This window comes from Pseudomonas lutea (assembly GCF_000759445.1).
GTDB classification, from domain to species: Bacteria; Pseudomonadota; Gammaproteobacteria; order Pseudomonadales; family Pseudomonadaceae; genus Aquipseudomonas; species Aquipseudomonas lutea.
The window spans coordinates 710240-730394 of the sequence record NZ_JRMB01000001.1 but is presented as its reverse complement, the minus strand read 5'-3'; the positions used below and the strand labels follow the sequence as shown (position 1 = coordinate 730394).

Annotated in this window: 18 protein-coding genes; 13 read left to right on the top strand and 5 right to left on the bottom strand. The window is 60.9% G+C overall.

Annotation, left to right across the window (positions count from 1 at the left end; genetic code table 11):
- Positions 1 to 10: 10 nt before the first annotated feature.
- From uvrC to LT42_RS03045, 3 genes are all read right to left on the bottom strand, one after another.
- Positions 11 to 1834: an excinuclease ABC subunit UvrC gene (gene uvrC, locus LT42_RS03055; RefSeq protein WP_037009846.1), complete on the bottom strand. Its 1824-nt coding sequence runs from the start codon at positions 1832 to 1834 to the stop codon at positions 11 to 13.
- 1 nt (position 1835) lies between these two features.
- On the bottom strand, positions 1836 to 2480 hold the full coding sequence (gene gacA / locus LT42_RS03050) for a response regulator transcription factor GacA (RefSeq protein ID WP_037009844.1): 645 nt from the start codon (positions 2478 to 2480) through the stop codon (positions 1836 to 1838).
- 208 nt (positions 2481 to 2688) lie between these two features.
- The gene (locus tag LT42_RS03045) at positions 2689 to 3039 is read right to left on the bottom strand and encodes a helix-turn-helix domain-containing protein (protein WP_037009842.1); all 351 of its coding nucleotides are present in this window, start codon (positions 3037 to 3039) and stop codon (positions 2689 to 2691) included.
- 81 nt (positions 3040 to 3120) lie between these two features.
- Here LT42_RS03045 and LT42_RS03040 point away from each other — a divergent pair, with 81 nt between their 5' ends.
- From LT42_RS03040 to LT42_RS02990, 12 genes are all read left to right on the top strand, one after another.
- On the top strand, positions 3121 to 3351 hold the full coding sequence (locus tag LT42_RS03040; protein WP_037009840.1) for a DNA-binding protein: 231 nt from the start codon (positions 3121 to 3123) through the stop codon (positions 3349 to 3351).
- A gap of 402 nt (positions 3352 to 3753) precedes the next feature.
- Complete coding sequence (locus LT42_RS25985) at positions 3754 to 3906, top strand: hypothetical protein (RefSeq protein WP_162835388.1); 153 nt, start codon at positions 3754 to 3756, stop codon at positions 3904 to 3906.
- A 39-nt stretch (positions 3907 to 3945) separates the two neighbouring features.
- Entirely contained in the window at positions 3946 to 5031 is a 1086-nt protein-coding gene (locus LT42_RS03035) for a 3-deoxy-7-phosphoheptulonate synthase (RefSeq protein ID WP_037009838.1), read from the top strand.
- 313 nt (positions 5032 to 5344) lie between these two features.
- Positions 5345 to 6226 carry a triacylglycerol lipase gene (locus LT42_RS03030; protein WP_037009836.1) on the top strand — a complete coding sequence of 294 codons (882 nt, stop codon included), beginning with the start codon at positions 5345 to 5347 and terminating at the stop codon, positions 6224 to 6226.
- A 107-nt stretch (positions 6227 to 6333) separates the two neighbouring features.
- Positions 6334 to 6615 carry a peptidylprolyl isomerase gene (locus LT42_RS03025; RefSeq protein WP_027898593.1) on the top strand — a complete coding sequence of 94 codons (282 nt, stop codon included), beginning with the start codon at positions 6334 to 6336 and terminating at the stop codon, positions 6613 to 6615.
- A gap of 386 nt (positions 6616 to 7001) precedes the next feature.
- The gene (locus LT42_RS03020; RefSeq protein WP_037009835.1) at positions 7002 to 8870 is read left to right on the top strand and encodes an extracellular solute-binding protein; all 1869 of its coding nucleotides are present in this window, start codon (positions 7002 to 7004) and stop codon (positions 8868 to 8870) included.
- Entirely contained in the window at positions 8870 to 9934 is a 1065-nt protein-coding gene (locus LT42_RS03015; RefSeq protein ID WP_037009834.1) for a microcin C ABC transporter permease YejB, read from the top strand. Before LT42_RS03020 ends, LT42_RS03015 begins: the two co-directional genes overlap by 1 nt.
- Positions 9934 to 10956, top strand: coding sequence for an ABC transporter permease (locus LT42_RS03010; RefSeq protein WP_037009829.1), 1023 nt, complete (start codon positions 9934 to 9936; stop codon positions 10954 to 10956). Before LT42_RS03015 ends, LT42_RS03010 begins: the two co-directional genes overlap by 1 nt.
- A gap of 1 nt (position 10957) precedes the next feature.
- Positions 10958 to 12541 carry an ABC transporter ATP-binding protein gene (locus LT42_RS03005; RefSeq protein WP_037009827.1) on the top strand — a complete coding sequence of 528 codons (1584 nt, stop codon included), beginning with the start codon at positions 10958 to 10960 and terminating at the stop codon, positions 12539 to 12541.
- A 63-nt stretch (positions 12542 to 12604) separates the two neighbouring features.
- Entirely contained in the window at positions 12605 to 14023 is a 1419-nt protein-coding gene (locus LT42_RS03000) for a sigma-54 interaction domain-containing protein (RefSeq protein WP_037009824.1), read from the top strand.
- Positions 14024 to 14273: 250 nt separating this feature from the next.
- Positions 14274 to 15665, top strand: a complete 1392-nt coding sequence (locus LT42_RS02995) for a GntP family permease (protein ID WP_037009822.1) — start codon at positions 14274 to 14276, stop codon at positions 15663 to 15665.
- Positions 15666 to 15675: 10 nt separating this feature from the next.
- Positions 15676 to 16446, top strand: a complete 771-nt coding sequence (locus tag LT42_RS02990; protein ID WP_037009821.1) for a 3-hydroxybutyrate dehydrogenase — start codon at positions 15676 to 15678, stop codon at positions 16444 to 16446.
- Between the two features lie 930 nt (positions 16447 to 17376).
- On the opposite strand, the gene LT42_RS02985 is transcribed toward LT42_RS02990, so the two are convergent.
- The gene (locus tag LT42_RS02985; protein ID WP_037009820.1) at positions 17377 to 18543 is read right to left on the bottom strand and encodes a PilT/PilU family type 4a pilus ATPase; all 1167 of its coding nucleotides are present in this window, start codon (positions 18541 to 18543) and stop codon (positions 17377 to 17379) included.
- Between the two features lie 214 nt (positions 18544 to 18757).
- Between LT42_RS02985 and LT42_RS02980 the strand changes: the two genes are divergently transcribed.
- Entirely contained in the window at positions 18758 to 19033 is a 276-nt protein-coding gene (locus LT42_RS02980; protein ID WP_037009819.1) for a peptidylprolyl isomerase, read from the top strand.
- Between the two features lie 180 nt (positions 19034 to 19213).
- Here the strand turns inward: LT42_RS02980 and kdgK are convergent, their stop codons facing one another.
- Complete coding sequence (kdgK, locus tag LT42_RS02975; protein ID WP_037009818.1) at positions 19214 to 20155, bottom strand: 2-dehydro-3-deoxygluconokinase; 942 nt, start codon at positions 20153 to 20155, stop codon at positions 19214 to 19216.

Genomic DNA, 20155 nt, shown 5'->3' with positions numbered 1-20155 from the left:
AGCGAGCATTCTACTCGCTGTGCAGGTTTGCATAAATCGACTCTGCGAGCTTTTTGCTGATTCCCGGCGCCTTGGCGATTTCTTCGATGCTGGCACGGGACAATTCCTGAAGGCCACCGAAGTGTTTGAGCAGGTCGCGACGCCGGGTTGGCCCCACCCCAGCAACGCCTTCCAGCGTTGAGGTTCGGCGGGTTTTACCGCGTCGCGCACGGTGCCCGGTAATGGCGAATCGGTGGGCTTCGTCACGAATCTGCTGGATCAGGTGCAACGCTGGCGAGTCGCCTTTGAGGGTGAACTCATGCGCAGCATCGTTCAGATACAGCGTTTCAAAGCCTGCCTTGCGCGTTGTTCCTTTGGCAACGCCGAGCAGAATCAGGTCCGGGACTGCCAGCTCATTCATCACGTCACGGGCCATGCTCAACTGGCCCTTGCCGCCGTCGACCAGCAGAATGTCGGGCAGCTTGCCCTCGCCGTCCTTGATTTTGCTGAAGCGACGGGTCAGCGCCTGGTGCATGGCAGCGTAGTCATCCCCGGCGGTAATGCCTTCGATGTTGTAGCGCCGGTAGTCCGACTTGATGGGGCCTTCGGGGCCGAACACCACACAGGACGCCACGGTCGCTTCGCCGCTGGAGTGACTGATGTCGTAGCACTCCAGCCGCTGCGGCGGTTCGTCCAGCTTGAGCACCTGCGCCAGCGCATCGAAACGCGCCGCGACGTGTTGACGGTTGGCCAGCCGCGCCATCAGCGCCTGCTCGGCATTGGTCACAGCCAGTTGCTGCCACCGCGCCCGCGTTCCACGGACCCGATGGCTGATGGTGATTTCGCGGCCTCGCGATGCGTCGATGGCGTCGATCAGCGTCGGGAAGTCTTCGTGGACCACGTTGACGATGACCTCGCCCGGCAACTCGCGCTCACCGCCACCAAGAAAGTACTGCGCCAGGAAAGCGGACATGACCTCACCCACCTCCTCCTCAATACCAACCTGCGGGAAGAAATTCTTGCTGCCCAATACCCGACCGCCGCGCACGCTGATCAGGTGTACGCAAGCGCCACCCGGGTTCACGAACGCTGCCACCACATCAACGTCGCCGGTGCCACCGTCCATGCTCTGCTGATCCTGAACACGGCGCAGCAGCCCGATCTGGTCACGCAGCTCGGCGGCGTGCTCGAAATCGAGGTCCATTGAGGCCTTTTCCATCAGCGCATTGAGCTCATCGGTGAGGGCATTGCTGCGCCCCTCCAGAAACATGACCGAATGACGCACGTCATCGTTATAGATCTGGGGTTCGACAAGGTTCACGCAAGGGGCCTTGCAGCGCTTGATCTGATATTGCAGGCAAGGCCGGGTGCGGTTCTTGTAGAAACTGTCTTCGCACTGACGCACGTGGAAGGTCTTTTGCAGAATGCTAAGGCTCTCGCGAATGGCGCCTGCGCTCGGGTACGGCCCGAAATAGCGGCCCTTGGCTTTTTTGGCGCCACGGTGAATGCTCAGTCGCGGGAATTCACCGTCGGAGAGGTGCACGTAAGGGTACGATTTATCATCCCGCAACAGGATGTTGTACGGTGGCCGCGACTCCTTGATCAGTGTCTGTTCCAGCAGCAACGCCTCGGTTTCATTGGCGGTGATGGTGGTTTCGACCTGAGCGATGCGGGCAACCAGCGCGCCGGTTTTCGGCGCGTGGCCGGTCTTGCGAAAATAACTGGCGAGACGCTTCTTTAAATTCTTGGCCTTGCCGACGTACAGCAGCCGGCCGTCGATATCGAACATGCGATATACGCCGGGGCGACCACTGCAGGTGGACAGAAAAGCACTGGGATCAAACGGTTGGGTCATTTCAGGCGCTGGCGTCGACCATGCCGTGACGGACGGCCAGCAAGGCCAGCTCAACATCACTGCTAATCGACAGCTTCTCGAATATGCGGTACCGGTAGGTATTCACGGTTTTGGGGGACAGGCAAAGCTTGTCGGAAATGGTCTGCACTTTCTGGCAGCCGACGATCATAAGGGCAATCTGGATTTCGCGCTCGGACAGAAGATCGAACGGCGAATTGCTGGTCTGCGGCTGGAAGGATTTCAGTGCCAGCTGTTGTGCGATCTGTGGGCTGATGTAGCGCTGCCCGGCGAACACGAGGCGGATGGCCTGGACCATCTCGGTCAGCCCGGCACCCTTGGTCATGTACCCGGCCGCGCCTGCCTGCAGTAATCGCGTGGGGAACGGGTCTTCTTCGCACACGGTGACCGCGACCACCTTCATGTCGGGATGGCTGCGCATCAGCTTGCGAGTCGCCTCGAGACCGCCGATACCGGGCATTTTGACGTCCATCAGCACGACGTCGGGCTTCAACTCACGGGCTTTCTGCAGCGATTCCTCGCCAGACTCGGCCTGCCCCACCACTTGCAAGCCGTCGATATCGGCCAGCATGCGCGTGATACCTGTCCGAACCAGATCATGGTCATCGACAACCAGCACCCTAATCAAGCAGACACCCCACCGAACGTTGCATGACGATCACCCGCCACGTTAGCAAAAAGAAAGAAACCGACTGACTTCGAAGCGCTCCTGCGCTTATGTATCAGATGATCTACAACAGTGCCGACAAACTATCATCATCGACCGCAGAATTTGATAAAAATCTTCAAACGCACCCCTGCAGCCTTACCCGATGCCGGCCAGATCCGGCGTCAAGTCAGGCCTTTTTCTCAGGCGCATAAGTACTGGTGTATTCCGCAAGGGTCGTGGTCAGTCGATAGATTGCGTCCTGATCCTCTTTGACCAGCGTGCGATAGCTGCCCAGGATCCACTCTTCACTTTGACTCAAACCGTCGATCGGTACCGGGACGCGGGACCCCGTCAACACGTAAAGCACGTCGACGCCCCGCTGAGCGACGCGTGCCAGATAATCTGCTTTTGGCGTACGCTCGCCATTTTCGTACTTACCCTGTGCATTGGCTTCAACACCACCGATTTCGCCGAATGCACGCTGTGAAAGCCCAAGGCGCTCGCGCTCTTCCCTAATACGGGCGTTTATTCCACTCATTTGACTGTATAACCTTGTTGACCCCATCCTTACGAATGGTAGAATCGAAATAATTTGAACGAACTTGAACGGTTTTGAACTATGCCCGGAATTCGCACCGCCGCACAAGCCAAGGCCTGGCTGGAACAGCAGGGCAAATCGGTTCAAGAGTTTGCGAGGGAGCACGACGTAGACCCGGCGACCACCTATCAAGTGTTGTCGGGACGAAAGAAGGGGCGCAGGGGCGAGTCGCACAAAGTGGCGGTGCTGCTGGGGATGAAAGTCGGCGTGATTGCGTCCGCCCCTGCGTCTGGCGAGTCGGTGGACCACTGACTGCGCGGGTTAGTGGCCCCGCTCGATGCCGGGCACAGCAGCAACGCTCGGATCATGGCCATTGCAATTTCCAATTGAAGAACGCCCGTCGCCTGAAGTAAGCTCGACGGCATTCCACGGAGACCGACCATGTCGCTTGCCCTTTCCCATCAGCTACCGAGAACTGCCGACGCCCGCCGTCAGGCTGAGCTCGCGGTTGTGCGGCGTGCAAGCGTGTCCATCTCCCCTGTGTCTTATTTTTATGGGTATTGGTTTAGCCGCTGGCGCGCCTGATACCCAAACGGCGCCCTGAAGTTCGGGACGCCCACCAGAGATAACTCTCACCCCCGGTCGGCTTCCCGACCGGGGGTTTTGTTTTTTATGGCACCGCATTTTCTCAACAACCGAATCGAGGAACGTCACATGAACCGCAGCCACTATTACCGCAACGACGTCGACTTCGCCTGGCGATTTACCACCCTGGGATCGGGACAGCCTGCCACCTCCGATCACCTGCTGACAGGTGGCAATGCCCTCTCCACGGCCAATACGGCCAATTGTCGAACACCCCAGTAGGTCCGCGCGGGCAACGCCCGCCGACCAGGAAGCCCTCACATGAATTCGCCCGTCGTTAACAAGCCTTTGACAGCACTGCCGACCAGCGCCGTCGCTTTGATTGAAAGCCCAGCTGCTCCAAAACGCCTCCCCACGCCAGCTGCATTAAAAGCCCGACTCCCGCTAAGTGCGGCCCTTGGTGCGCAAGTTGCCGCCCATCGCCGTTCCATTCGCGCCATCCTTAACGGTGAAGACTCCCGTTTACTGGTAGTCGTTGGTCCGTGCTCCATCCACGATCCGCAATCAGCGCTGGAATATGCCGAGCGCCTGGCGAATCTTGCCGCCGAGGTCAGTGACCAGATGCTGCTGGTGATGCGTGCCTACGTCGAGAAGCCACGCACCACCGTGGGCTGGAAAGGCCTGGCGTACGACCCTGCGCTCGACGGCAGCGATGACATGGCCCAGGGCCTTGAGCTGTCTCGGGAGCTGATGCGCGAAATGGTCCGGCTCGGCCTGCCGGTTGCCACTGAACTGCTGCAGCCGATGGCTGCGGGGTATTTCGACGACGTGCTGAGCTGGGTGGCCATCGGCGCCCGGACCACCGAGTCACAGATCCACCGGGAGATGGCCAGCGGTCTGGGTGTGCCCACAGGTTTCAAAAACGGCACCGACGGCGGCATCGGTGTCGCCTGCGATGCCATTCGCTCAGCCGCCCATGCGCACCGCCACTTCGGAATGGACCCTCATGGGCATCCGGCGATCATCGACACGGCGGGCAACCCGGACACGCATATCGTTTTGCGCGGCGGCCATGGCGGTCCCAACTACGATGCAGCCAGCGTCGCTGCGGTCAACGCCAGCCTGGAAAAGAACCGCATCGCGGCCCGGGTCATGGTCGATTGCAGCCATGCCAACAGTGGCAAGGACCCGCTGCGTCAGCCGGCAGTCTTCAACGACGTGCTGCAGCAACGACTGGCGGGCGACCGGACGCTGATCGGCATGATGCTGGAAAGCCACCTCTACGAAGGTTGCCAGCCGTTGAGCGGCTCATTGAAGTACGGCGTGTCCGTCACCGACGCATGCCTGGGCTGGAATGCAACCGAGGGGCTGTTGCGCAAAGCTGTCGCGGCTTTGCGGTACAGGTAGCGCACTGGCGGCAATGGATAGAAATCGGAAGCTGGGCACGGCTCTGTACCCAGCCTTCCCGAATGGCGTCGTCGCGATCAGCCACGGCCTGTCGCGATGAGGACGGCCGTTGTGGGAAAGCGGCGTCGGCAGCCTGCGTATCTGTAGCCCGTGACCAACGCTTTTTCAGGCACCCCCGGCGCGCAAGGCTCGCAGCGCTTGAGGCGCTTTGCAAACTCTCGCACAACATCGTCGACGGCCTTCCCTATGCCGCCTGCGCGCACCCGCTGCGCTGTTTAAGCTCGCTCCTTCTCTTTTCGAAGGAACGACAGACATGCGCACGGAAGTCACCACCAAATACCCCATTTTGCTCGTCCACGGGTTGTTCGGCTTCGACCGGATCGGCAAGGTAGAGATGTTCCATGCCATCCCCCAAGCGTTGGAGAAAGCGGGCTGTCGGGTACATGTGCCCGCGCTTTCAGGGGTGCATGACAACGAGACCCGTGGCGAACAGCTGATTGATCAGATCGAGCGTTTCCTGCGCCGCACCGGATATCTCAAGGTCAATCTGATCGGGCACAGCCAGGGCGCGCTGACCTCTCGCTATGCCGCTGCACTGCGGCCCGACATCGTCGCGTCGGTGACGTCGGTGAGCGGACCCAATCACGGTTCCGAGGTCGCAGACCGGGTGCGCCGTGCGCTGACGCCCGGGCAGCTGCCCGAAGCGGTGGCCTCGCGACTGACCGCAGGCTTTGTGCATTTTCTGTCATTGCTCAGTGGCAATGCCGAGCTTCCCCAGGATCCTGTGAAGGCGCTGGATGCGCTCACGTCCGAAGGCGTTGCGTCGTTCAACCGCAAGTACTCTCATGGGCTGCCATCCACATGGGGTGGCGAAGGCGCGGAGCGCGTGAACGGCGTGCATTATTACTCGTGGAGCGGCTGCATCGGCGGCTCGCTGTTTGCCGAAGGGCGTAACGCCCTGGACCCGCTGCACCTTGCGCTGCGCAGTTATTCGCGATTGTTTGAAAAGGAGGCCGCGTCCAATGACGGTCTGGTGGGGCGATTCAGTTCCCATCTGGGCAAGGTCATCCGCTCGGACTACCCAATGGACCACGTGGACTCGATCAACCAGAGTGCCGGCCTGGTGCGAAAGCAGCTCGAACCTGTGAAGCTCTATCTGGACCACGCAGCCCTGTTGTGGAGCAAAGGCCTTTAGCCACCGCTGTCACCGGTCACGCACCGAAGCGCCGACCTGAACTTTCTCGAGAAACGCGACCCTTATTCCGGTACGCTCGTTTTCTTTTTTTCACAGGAGTTACCCAAATGGCCAAAGCCACTGCCCGCCACATCCTCGTATCCAGCGAAGAGAAGTGCAACGAACTCAAAGCTCAGATCGAAGGCGGTGCTGATTTCGCCGAAGTCGCCAAATCCAACTCCAGCTGCCCATCGAGCCGTCAAGGCGGGGACCTTGGCTCCTTTGGTCCTGGCCAGATGGTCAAGGAATTCGACACGGTGGTGTTCAGCGCCCCGGTCAATGTCGTGCAAGGCCCGGTGAAGACACAGTTCGGTTATCACCTGCTGGAAGTGACCAGCCGTCAGGACTGATCCTGCGCGTTGCAACATAAACGGCCCGCCCTTGATGCGGGCCGTTTGTTTTTGTGAAGTTGAAACGCTGGCATTGCGGCGCTGGTATTGAAACGCGGGCCCTGTCGCTGCTACCGGGTTTTGCGGCAGGAAAATTGCTACACCGAGCCCGAGCCGGGCAGAACGCGCAGCACCGGGGGCGGGATCGGCGTGGAGGAAGCATCGCTGGCTGTCCCAGCGGTGCCAACAAAGAAGTCATCAACCGTCGGTATTGTCCGGTTACAAAGCTTTCGGCTTTGCGGTACCTTGCCACCGGGGTAATCACTATAAAAACCGGACCGGCCGCAAGCGCCCGTCATGACCTTCAACCCTGATATCGCTCAGTGATGTCAGTCAGGATTCGTGGAATGCGTTTTGTTTTGTCATCGCTGATGGTTGCAACACTGGTCCTCGTCTCAGGCTTACAGGCCTTGTCCGCCGCACCTCAACATGCATTGACCGTTTACGGCGAGGCGCCGCGATACCCGGCGACATTCGCGCATTTCGACTACGTGAACCCGGATGCCCCAAAAGGCGGCAGCATGCGCCGCTCTGCGCAGGAAATCGGTCAGTTTGACCACATCATGCCCTACCTCGACAAAGGCACTGGCGTGGCGCAGGTCAATGGTTTGCTTTACTCCCCGCTGGCCGTGCGGTCGCTGGATGAGCCGTACACGGTGTATGGGCTGATTGCAGAAAAGATGGAGCGCGCTGCCGACGGCATGTCCCTGCGGTTCTACTTGAACCCCAAAGCCAGGTTTTCAGATGGCTCGCCCATCACTGCCCAGGACGTGCGCTACACCTACGACCTGCTGATGACCCAGGGCAGCCTGTCGTACCGCACCGAGTTTCAGGACGTCAAAGGCGTCGAGGTCGAGTCTGCCTCGCAGATCCGCTTTGATTTCAAAAGCAGCGAAAGCCGCACCCTGCCGCTCGACCTGGCCTCGCTGCCGGTGTTCCCGGAGCATTGGTGGAAGGACCGCGATTTTGCCAACGGCGGTGGATTCGAGATCCCGGTGGGCAGTGGCCCTTACCGTATCGGCAAGGTCGACGCCGGCCGCAGCATTACCTTCGAGCGCGACCCTGACTGGTGGGGCAAAGACCTGCCGGTCAATCGCGGCACCTACAATTTCGACCACTTCAGCGTCGAGTACTTCGGCGACACCGACGTCGCCCGCCAGGTCCTGCGCGGGGGTGGATATGACTACAACCGCGAATACTCGGCCACCGGCTACTCGATCGGCTACGACAGCCCGGCGCTGACCGAGGGCCGCCTGCAACGCGCCCACCTCGCCAAGGGTGCCGTGCAGAGCTCCCAGGGTTTCGTGTTCAACCTCGACCGCCCGAAGTTTCAGGACCGCCGCGTACGCCAGGCGCTGGCCCTGCTGTGGGACTTCGAGTGGACCAACAAGCAAATGATGCGCAACGTGTATGTGCGTCAGAACAGTTATTTCTCCAACAGCGATCTGGCGGCGACGGCATTGCCGACCGAGTCGGAGCTTAAGATCCTTGAGCCGCTGCGCGGTCAGGTCCCTCCGGAGGTATTCACCACGGTATTCAAGACCCCGAAAACCGATGGCAGCGGGTTCATCCGTGACAAACAACTGCAGGCGCTGGCGCTGCTCGAAGAAGCGGGATGGATGCCGCAGGGTGACAAGCTGGTCAATGCTCAGGGCGAGCCTCTGAGCTTCACCTTCCTCAATGGCCAGAGTGGCTTCGAGAAAATCCTGCTGCCGTACAAGCGCAACCTCGCGCAGATCGGCATCGATTTCGAGATTCGTCGCATCGATTCGGCGCAGTACCTGAACAGGGTCATGGCCCGCGATTACGACATGATCGTCACCGGTTACGGGGTCTCCACCTCCCCCGGCATGGAGCTTTACAACAATTTCGGCTCCCGGGTCGCCAACGATTCCGGCTCCAGCAATTACATGGTGCTGCGCGACCCGGCCGTTGATGCCCTTATTGAAGGCCTCGCCAAAGCCGACAGCAAGCCCGCGATGATCGACTATGCCCATGCCCTGGACCGCGTGCTGCAATGGGGCTTCTACTGGATTCCCAACTATTACCCGCCCGGTTCTTCCACCGTGTGGTGGAACCGCTTTGGCATCCCCAAGGTGCAGGCCAGCAACAGCGAGGCCATCGACACCTGGTGGGAAGTCAGCCCTCAGGCGCTGACCAATGAACAGTTCGCCCAACAACGGGGCGCCTCGGCGATCCCTTCGGAGGTCAAGTAATGCTCGGCTACCTGACGAGGCGCCTGCTGCTGATCATCCCGACGCTGCTGTGCATTTTGCTGGTCAATTTTTTCATCGTGCAGGCGGCACCGGGCGGCCCGGTCGAGCAGGCCATCGCCAAGCTGCAGGGCGTTGCCGGCGGGACCATCGGCGCGGGTCATACTGAAACCATGAACGCTGGCCAGTCCCGCGCCACCCGGGGGCTGGACCCCAAGCTGATCAAGGAAATCGAGCGCCAGTACGGATTCGACAAACCCCTGCACGAGCGCCTGTGGCTCATGCTGAAGAACTACGCTCAGCTGGATTTCGGCAACAGCTTCTTTCGCGGTGCCAAAGTCACTGACCTGATTCTGCAGAAGATGCCGGTGTCCATTTCTCTCGGGCTATGGGCGACGTTGATCACCTACCTGGTGTCGATCCCGCTGGGCATTCGCAAGGCGGTCAAGCACGGCAGCCACTTCGATATCTGGAGCAGCACCGCGATCATCATCGGCTACGCCATGCCGGCGTTTCTGTTTGCCATGCTGCTGGTGGTGCTGTTCGCCGGCGGCACGTCACTGAGCTGGTTCCCGGTGCGCGGTCTGGTGTCCGAGAACTTCGATCAATTGAGCACGTGGGGCAAGATCGCCGATTACTTCTGGCACCTGGTGCTGCCGGTCACCTCGCTGGTGATCGGCGGTTTCGCCACGCTGACGATCCTCACCAAAAACTCGTTTCTCAACGAAGTCACCCGTCAATACGTGGTGACCGCGCGTGCCAAGGGATTGAGCGAGCGACGCGTGCTGTATGGCCATGTGTTCCGCAACGCGATGTTGTTGATCGTCGCCGGCATCCCTCAAGCGTTCATCAGCGTGTTCTTCGCCGGTTCGTTGATGATCGAGGTCATCTTCTCCCTCGATGGCCTTGGCCGTATGAGTTATGAGGCCGCCGTGTCACGAGACTACCCGGTGGTGTTCGGGTCGTTGTTCATCTTCACGCTGTTCGGGCTGCTGATAAAGCTGGTCGGGGACATCTGCTACACCCTGGTCGACCCCCGAATCGATTTCAGCGCGAGGAATGCATGATGCGCAGATTGTCTCCGGTGGCCCGCCGCCGCTTCGAGCGCTTTCGCAATAATCGCCGCGGCTGGTGGTCGTTGTGGCTGTTTTGCGGGCTGTTCGCGCTCAGCCTGTGCGGCGAGCTGATCGCCAACGACAAGCCGCTGGTGTTGAGTTATCAGCATGAGCTGTACTTCCCTGCGTTCAAGCGTCACACCGAGCAGGAGTTCGGCGGGCAGTTGCCGTTCCAGCCCGATTACCGCAGCGACTACGTGCGGCAGCTGATCAGCAAGGGCGACGGCTGGATGCTGTTCCCACCCATTCCGTTCAGCGATGACACGCCCAACTACGACCTGAACAAGCCCGCCCCCAGCCCGCCGTCCTCGATCAACTGGCTGGGCACCGACGATCAGGCGCGTGACGTGCTGGCGCGGGTGATATTCGGTGCCCGGGTGTCGATTCTGTTTGCCTTGGCGTTGACCTTCGTCAGTGCGCTGATCGGCATCGCCGCCGGCGCTTTGCAGGGCTATTACGGTGGTTGGGTGGATTTGATCGGTCAGCGTCTGCTCGAAGTCTGGTCCGGCCTGCCGGTGCTGTACCTGTTGATCATTCTGTCGGGCTTCGTCGAGCCCAACTTCTGGTGGCTGCTGGGGATCATGGCGCTGTTTTCATGGCTGGCTCTGGTGGATGTGGTGCGCGCCGAGTTCCTGCGCGGGCGCAATCTCGAGTATGTCAAAGCGGCCCGGGCATTGGGGCTGGATGACCGCAAGGTGATCCTGCGGCACATTTTGCCCAACGCGATGAACGCAACGCTCAGCTACCTGCCGTTCATTCTGACCGGGGCGATTTCGACCCTCACAGCGCTGGATTTTCTCGGTTTCGGCATGCCGGCCGGCAGCGCCTCGCTGGGTGAGCTGATCGCCCAGGGCAAGCAGAACCTGCAGGCTCCCTGGCTCGGCTTCACCGCATTTTTTACCCTGGCGCTGATCCTGTCGCTGCTGGTGTTCATTGGCGAGGCCCTGCGGGATGCCTTCGACCCGAGGTCTTGAGATGTCCGAAAACCTGATCGAAATCCGCGACCTCTCGGTGTCGTTCAACGGCAACACCGTGGTCAAGCACATCAACCTGGACATCCCCGCTGGCGAATGCCTGGCGCTGGTCGGCGAATCGGGCTCGGGCAAGTCGGTGACGGCTCACTCGATCCTGCAACTGCTGCCACAGGCCGGCACGCAAAGTACCGGCAGCATTCGTTATCGCGGCAAGGAATTGCTTGGCGCCGACGGCAACGTCATGCGCGAATTGCGCGGCAACCAGATCGCGATGATCTTCCAGGAGCCAATGACCTCGCTGAACCCGCTGCACACGGTGTCCCGGCAAATCGGCGAGACCTTGTTGCTGCACAAGGGCCTGGCCGGCAAGGCAGCCCAGGCGCGGATCATCGAGTTGCTGGAGCTGGTCGGCATTCAACACCCGAAGAAGCGCCTCAAGGCCTATCCGCATGAGTTGTCCGGCGGCCAGCGCCAGCGGGTGATGATCGCCATGGCCCTGGCCTGCGAGCCTGAATTGCTGATCGCCGACGAGCCGACCACGGCGCTGGACGTCACCGTACAGCGCAAGATCCTGCTGCTGCTCAAACAACTGCAGCAACGCCTGAACATGTCGCTGTTGCTGATCAGTCACGATCTCAACCTGGTGCACAGCATCGCCCAGCGGGTCTGCGTGATGCGCGCCGGGGAAATCGTCGAGCAGTCCAACTGCCAGCTGTTGTTCAAAAACCCGCAACATCCTTACAGCCGCCTGCTGCTGGATGCTGAGCCGGCGGGCGAGCCTCTGCCCCGTGACAGCCGCGAAAAAGTGCTGGAAGTCGATAATCTGCGCGTCTGGTTCTCCCTCGGCGGCGGGATATTCAACCGGCATCACGAGTACCTGAAGGCTGTCGACGACATCAGCCTCAGCATCGAGCGCGGCAAAACCCTGGGCATCGTCGGCGAGTCGGGTTCAGGCAAATCGACACTTGGTCAGGCAATCCTGCGCTTGCTGGAATCGCGTGGCAGTATCCGCTTCAAGGGTCATGCGCTCGACAGCCTGACGCAAAAGCAGATGCGCCCGTGGCGCAAGCAGATGCAGGTCGTCTTTCAGGACCCTTACGGCAGCCTCAGCCCGCGCATGTCGGTGGCACAGATCATCAGCGAGGGGTTGGAAGTTCACAGCGACCTGGACAAGGCCAGCTGTGAGGCCGAAGTGATCCGGGCGCTGGAGGAAGTCGGCATCGACCCGTCGAGCCGGCACCGCTATCCCCATGAGTTTTCCGGCGGGCAGCGACAACGCATCGCCATTGCCCGTGCCCTTGTGCTCAAACCTGCCTTGATACTGCTCGACGAACCGACCTCTGCGCTTGACCGTACGGTGCAGAAGCAGGTCGTCGCGTTGCTTCGCCAATTGCAGGAAAAACACGGGCTGACGTACCTGTTCATCAGCCATGACCTGGCCGTGGTCAAGGCCCTGGCCCATGACATGATTGTGGTCAAGGACGGCAAAGTGGTGGAGCGCGGCGCGAGCCATGATGTGTTCGATGCCCCGCAGCACCCCTACACCCGGGAATTGCTCGCAGCGGCGCACCCCGGCTTTAACTGAGGCACGTATCAACCCGTAGTCTGTGCGGCCAGATGCCGAGAAACACGATGGATGGAACCGCGCATGAAAGACAGCGAGAGCCTCAAGGATTACCGACGCGTTCGGCGATTGGCGATCCGTTCGCTTTTCGAGATCATCGAGCAGTCCAGTGAGGGCACGGTCATCGTTGACCGCGACGCCCGCATTGTCTGGATCAACGAGCGGTACGCCCGCCGCTTCGGCCTGGAAGACCCGAGTCGCGCGGTCGGTCAGCCTTGCGAGCAGGTGATCCCCGGCAGTTTGCTGCGCCAGGTCGCGAGCAATGGCCAGCCGATCCTGCTGGACATGATGGACACGGCAAAGGATCCGCTGGTGGTCATGCGCCTGCCCATTCACGACGACGGCGGCGCGGTGATCGGCGCCATCGGCTTCGCCCTGTTTGACGAGCTGCACGCGCTGTCGCCACTGCTCAAGCGCTATTCGAGCATGCAGCAGGAGCTGGCCTCGACCCGCTCGCAGCTTCGCGCGCGCCAGGCCAAATACAGCTTTGCGCACTTCATTGGCACGAGCGAGGCCAGTCTTGAAGTGAAACGCCGGGCGCGCCGCAGCGCCAGCAGCGACTCGCCAGTGTTGTTGCTTGGCGAGACCGGCACCGGGAAAGAGCTGCTGGCCCATGCCGTGCACAACACCTCTCCCCGAGCGCACAAGCCATTCATCAGCATCAACAGTGCGGCCATCCCCGAAGCGTTGCTGGAGGCAGAGTTCTTCGGCACCGCGCCGGGCGCTTTCACCGGCGCCGACCGCAAAGGGCGCCATGGCAAGCTGCACCTGGCCGAAGGTGGCACGCTGTTTCTGGACGAGATCGGCGACATGCCCCTGCCGCTGCAAAGCAAATTGTTACGCGTGCTCCAGGAGAAAGAATACGAGCCGGTGGGCTCCAACCAGTTGCTCAAGAGTGACGTGCGCCTTATCGCTGCGACTTCCACCGACCTGGAAGCCGCGATCAAACGAGGCGAATTCCGCGCCGATCTCTACTACCGACTGAGCGTGCTGCCGATCACGGTGCCGCCGTTACGCGAGCGTCCGGACGACATTCCGGCGTTGACCGAGGCCATTCTCGAGGACCTGCGCAGCCAGCACGAACTGGCGCCTGCCGCGATGTCGGTCCTCGCGCAACACGCCTGGCCGGGAAATATTCGCGAGCTGCGCAACGTGCTGGAACGTGCTGCGCTGTTGAGTGACGATCTGCTGCTCACCCCTGGCGACATCCGCTCTGCGATCGGCACACTGGTGCCGGTGACTTCGCCCCGCGGTTCGCTGTCTCCGGCGTCAAACGATCAGACTTACAGCGAGGCGCGTCAGCATTTCGACCGCGAGCTGATCCAGGCGAAGCTGGCCCAATGTGCGGGCAATGTCGTGCTGGCGGCCCGGCAGCTGGGCCTCGGTCGCTCCACTCTGTACAAGAAGATGGCGGCGCTGGGAATTGCCGAGTCTCAATACTGAGACTCGCATCCACGCAGGTGGACTGCCACACCGCCGCCTGTTTAGAGCGGCTGACAGGGATGAATGCGGCAGCCTCTGGCTGTAAGACCCTGCGGACAGTCTCAATTGCTGGACAGTCTTATGGGATTGAACAATCCGTTAGCAAAAAAACGTAATAAAGTCAGCCACTTGGCGCAGTGGCACGAAAGTGGCTATACCTCCTGTTGCGCGGCATCGCCGCATCCATAACAAAAACAACAGGAGACACTCGATGAGTGTGATCATCGCTTTAGCGGCGCTAACGCTGCTGATGCTGGCTGCGTACCGGGGTTACAGCGTCATCCTTTTCGCGCCCATTGCGGCGCTCGGTGCAGTGCTGCTCACCGACCCCTCTGCCGTGGCGCCGGCCTTCACCGGCGTGTTCATGGACAAAATGGTCGGCTTCGTCAAACTCTACTTTCCGGTCTTCCTGCTGGGCGCCGTGTTTGGCAAGCTGATTGAATTGTCCGGCTTCTCCCGCTCCATCGTTGCAGCGGCCATTCGCTTGCTGGGAACGCGTCAGGCGATGCTGGTCATCGTGCTGGTCTGCGCGCTGCTGACATACGGTGGTGTTTCGCTGTTCGTGGTGGTGTTTGCGGTCTATCCCTTCGCGGCGGAGATGTTCCGCCAGAGCAACATCCCCAAGCGATTAATTCCGGCGACCATCGCCCTCGGCGCTTTCTCGTTCACCATGGACGCCTTGCCCGGCACGCCACAGATCCAGAACATCATCCCGTCCACATTTTTCAACACCACCGCGTGGGCCGCACCGTGGCTGGGGTTGATCGGCACGGCGTTCGTGTTCAGCGTCGGCATGCTGTTTCTTCAGCGCCAGCGTAACAAGGCGCAGCGCGCGGGCGAAGGCTACGGCACCGAACTGCGTAACGAGCCGGACACCCCTGCCGACATCGCCCTGCCCAACCCCTGGGTAGCACTCGCACCACTGCTGCTGGTGGGTGTGATGAACCTGTTGTTCACACAATGGATTCCCCAGTGGTACGGCAAGACCCACACCCTGGCGCTGCCGGGCATGGCGACGCCGGTGCAGACTGAAATCTCCAAAATCACGGCGATCTGGGCGGTGGAGGCGGCCTTGCTGGTCGGGATTCTCTTTGTGCTGGTGTTTGCCTTTACCACCGTCAAATCGAAACTGGCCGAAGGCAGCAAAGGGGCGGTCAGCGGCGCGTTGCTGGCAGCGATGAACACCGCGTCCGAATACGGTTTTGGCGCGGTGATCGCCTCGTTGCCTGGCTTTCTGGTGCTGGCCGACGGGCTCAAAAGCATTCCCAATCCGCTGGTCAACGAAGCCATCACAGTGACGCTGCTGGCCGGGATTACCGGCTCCGCATCCGGCGGCATGAGCATCGCCCTGGCTGCGATGTCCGACAGCTTCATTGCCGCCGCCCACGCGGCCAATATCCCGCTGGAAGTGCTGCACCGTGTCGCCGCCATGGCCAGCGGCGGCATGGACACCCTGCCGCACAATGGCGCGGTTATCACCCTGCTGGCGGTGACAGGCCTGACCCACCGCGAGGCTTACAAGGACATCTTCGGCATCACGATCATCAAGACACTCGCGGTGTTTGTGGTAATCGGGGTTTTCTATGCAACCGGCATCGTATGAGGAACACAACATGAGTCTGCAAGGCAAAACGGCATTGGTGACCGGCTCCACCAGCGGCATCGGTCTGGGCATCGCGCTGACGCTGGCCAAAGCCGGTGCCGATCTGGTGCTTAATGGCTTTGGCGATGCATCGGCGGTGATCGAGCAGGTCAGGCAGTATGGCGGCAAGGTCGGCCACCACCCCGCCGACGTCAGTGATGTGGCGCAGATCGCCGACATGATTGCCTACGCGGAGCGCGAGTTTGGCGGCGTCGACATTCTGGTAAACAACGCGGGGATCCAGCATGTGGATGCGGTGGAAGACTTTCCGGTGGAGAGCTGGGACAAGATCATCGCCATCAACCTTTCTTCGGTCTTCCACACCACGCGACTGAGTCTGCCGGGTATGCGCGCCAGGGGCTGGGGGCGCATCGTCAACATCGCCTCGGTGCACGGGCTTGTCGGATCAACGGGTAAGGCGGCGTACGTAGCGGCCAAGCATGGCGTCATCGGCCTGACCAAGGTCGTCGGGCTGGAGACCGCAGCCGCTAACGTTACTTGCAACGCGATTTGCCCGGGCTGGGTGCTGACGCCACTGGTGCAGAAGCAGATCGATGACCGCGCCGCCGAAACAGGGGACCTTGAGCAGGCCAAGCATGACCTGCTGGCCGAAAAACAGCCGTCACTGGAGTTTGTCACGCCGTCGCAATTGGGCGAGCTGACCTTGTTCCTGTGCAGTGAGGCCGGCGCGCAAGTCCGAGGCGCGGCGTGGAATATCGATGGCGGATGGCTGGCGCGGTAGGTGCCCTGCTCTGTCGAATATAAGGCAGACCCAGACGCCTGCTGGCTGAATGCGCGGTCCGTAGGAACCGGCTTGCTGGCGAATGTGGTTGGCCAGTGATGAAAGGGGCCACTGGACCAATGCTTTCGCCAGCAAGCCGGCTCCTACAGTCACAACGCATACACCCGGACCCACCGCAGATGCCGTGAGTGGGACCGGCGTTAGCCGGTAAAGCGTCAGGTGTTGCATCGCAACACTGATCACGGTGGAAATCTCGCACCGCAACATTGATGGTGGTTGAAATCTCGAATCGGAAAAATTGACCACGGGCGAAGCCTGCAGGAGCCGGCTTGCTGGCGAAGGCGTTGGGTCAGGCGAATGGATGGCGCTGACACATCGCATTCGCGGGCAAGCGCGCTCCTACAGTCAGACCTTATACCTCCAGACACACCGCAGATGCTTTAAGTGGGACCGGCTTTAGCCGGGAAAGCGTCAGGCGTCGCACCGCACCATTGATCACGGCTGAAATCTCGTACCGCAAAATTGATCACGATTGAAACCTCGCACCGGGAAAATTGACCACGGGCGAAACCTGTAGGAGCCGGCTTGCTGGCGAAGGCGTTGGGTCAGGCGATTGGATGGTGCTGACACATCGCATTCGCGGCCAAGCGCGCTCCTACAGTCAGACCTTATACCTCCAGACACACCGTAGGTGCTTTAAGCGGGACCGGCTTTAGCCGGGAAAGCGTCAGGCGTCGCACCGCACCATTGATCACGGCTGAAATCACGCACTGCAAAATAGATAGCAGGTGAAAACCTGCAGGAGCCGGCTTGCTGGCGAACGCGGTGTGCCAGATACGAAAATGTGAATGACCCACCGCGTTCGCCGGCACGCCGGCTTGTACGGATCGTGCGTCGTCTTCACCCGCAGCAGGCAGCGAAGCTTATATTTCAGTTCCCCGGTTCATCGCGCTCGTCCACCAGCCCCCAGTCCTTCACATTCACCTGCGCGGCCGGTTGCGGCGCGCGCGGCGCAGTGGCGATGGTCGATGGCCCGTTTTCGCTGTGCAGCTTGAGCCGCAGACGCACGTTGTTGGCCGAGTCCGCGTTTTTCAGCGCTTCGTCTTCGGTAATTGCACCCTCCACCGCCAGGTCATAGAGCGCGTTATCAAACGTCTGCATGCCAAGGTTCGTGGACTTTTCCATGATGCCCTTGAGCTCGGTCAGTTCGTTGCGGTGGATCAGGTCACGAATGGTCGGCGTGCCAAGCATCACCTCCACCGCCGCGCGACGTTTGCCGTCGGTTGTTTTCACCAGCCGTTGCGAGACAAAAGCCTTGAGGTTGTTGCCCAGGTCATGCAGCAACTGCGGCCGGCGCTCTTCAGGGAAGAAATTGATGATGCGATCCAGCGCTTGGTTGGCGTTGTTGGCGTGCAGCGTCGAGATCGCCAGGTGACCGGTATCGGCGAACGCCAGCGCGTGCTCCATGGTTTCACGGTCACGGATTTCGCCGATCAGAATCACGTCCGGCGCCTGACGCAGGGTGTTCTTCAACGCCGCGTGAAAGCTGCGGGTGTCCACGCCGACTTCGCGCTGATTGATGATCGAGCGTTTGTGCTTGTGAATGAATTCCACCGGGTCTTCGATGGTGATGATGTGACCGCTGGCATGACGGTTGCGGTGATCGATCAACGCCGCCAGCGACGTCGACTTGCCCGACCCGGTCGCGCCCACGAACAGCACCAGCCCGTGTTTCTCCATAATCACATCGAGCAGCACCGGCGGCAGGTGCAGGTCCTCGAACTTGGGGATGTCGAGCTTGATGTTGCGCGCGACGATGGACACTTCGTTGCGCTGCTTGAAGATGTTGATGCGAAAGCGCCCGACCCCGGACAGCGAGAACGCCAGATTCATCTCCAGGTCGCGCTCGAAATCATGGCGCTGCTCGGCGTCCATGATGCCGGCGGCAATCAGCGCCACGTCACCGGGTTTGAACGCCTCAGTGCCCAATGGCTTGAGCACGCCGTTGAACTTGGCGCAGGGCGGCGCGCCGGTGGACAGATAAAGATCTGACCCATCCTGAGTGGAGAGCACCTTCAACAACGCCGGAAAATCCATAAGGCAACACCGCACAAGAGGTTTGAGGAGACTGCAGGCCTACACTGAGTCGACATTGGGCCCGATTCAACGTTCGGCTTGTTTGCCAGCATGCCGGTCCAGGCGCCGGTAAGCCGGGCTGCGGACGTTCGTCCGGCCGAAGTGTGGGAAATTACCCGAAAACGCCCGGCAAAGGCATAATGCGCCGCTTTTTTATCGAGACGCCTGGTTCATCATGAAAGCTCAAGCCCGTCACATTCTGGTCAAAACCGCTGAAGAAGCCGAGCAACTCAAGCAGCGCATTGCCAAAGGCGAGGCGTTCGACGTGCTGGCGAAGAAATACTCAACCTGCCCGAGTGGCAAGCGTGGCGGGGATCTGGGTGAAGTGCGGCCGGGTCAGATGGTCGGCGCCATTGACCAGGTGATATTCAAAAAGCCGTTGCGCACGGTACACGGTCCGGTCAAAAGCAAGTTCGGGTATCACTTGGTGCAGGTTTTTTATAGGGATTGATGGCTACAGCCGATCCCTTGCATCGATCTCCCGGGCCCCTTCCCGGCTGAAGCCGGTCCCACAAGGTGTCTGTGTTCCCTCAGCCAGGCCCCACCACCAACCCCACTGAATGGACAAGATGCTTTAGTGGGACCGGCTTTAGCCGGGAATAGGCCGGTGGGCACACCGACCATTACCCGTTCAGATCGGCATCACACTTCTGGGAATCAACGCGCCGGGGTGTTGAATCACCAGGCTCGCCAATCGATGCCCGGCCTGCGCAGCATCTTCCGGGCTGCCGCCACGCAACCGCAGGGCCAGGTAAGCGGCGCTGAAAGAGTCGCCCGCCGCGGTGGTATCGACGACTCGCTGCACCGGGTGGGCGGCCACCTCGTGCCGGCGGTCATCGACGCTGATCAAGCAGCTCTGAGCACCGCGCTTGATCACCACCTCGCTGACGCCCATGTCTCGATACGCCTGCATGATCTGCTCGCCGTCGGCGTAATCGAACAACGCCTGCTCGTCCTCCTCGGTCAGCAGGGCCAGATCAACCTCATGCATGACGGCCCGATAAGCCTGGCGTGCCTGCTCAACGCTACGCCACAGCCGTGGCCGGTAATTGTTGTCGAAGACCACCCGCGCGCCGCGGTCCCGCGCATCGCCCAGCGTCGACAACAAACGTGCCCTGCCCACCTCGCCCAGCACCGCCAGGGTGATGCCGCTGAAATACAACACGTCGTATTCCGGCAGCGCCGCAAGCACCGGTTCAGCCGCCGGGGTAGTGAAGCATTCGCGCACGGCGGCTTCGTTGCGCCAGTAGAGAAACCGTCGCTCGCCACTGGCATCGGTCTGTATGCAATACAAACCCGGCAGCCGCCCCGGCAGACGCTGCACCCGGCTCAGGCCGATGCCTTCATCCGCCCAGACCTGGCACATCGCATCGCTGAAACTGTCGTCCCCCAGTGCGGTGACGTAGTCCACCTGCGCCGCCGAGCCCAGCAGCCGCGACAGGTACACCGCAGTGTTCAACGTGTCGCCACCGAAGCTCTGCTTGAGCGAGCCGTTGGCGTGCTGCTGCAACTCGATCATGCATTCGCCGATCAACGCAACACGCGGATAGCTGTGACTGACCATTTCACTCAT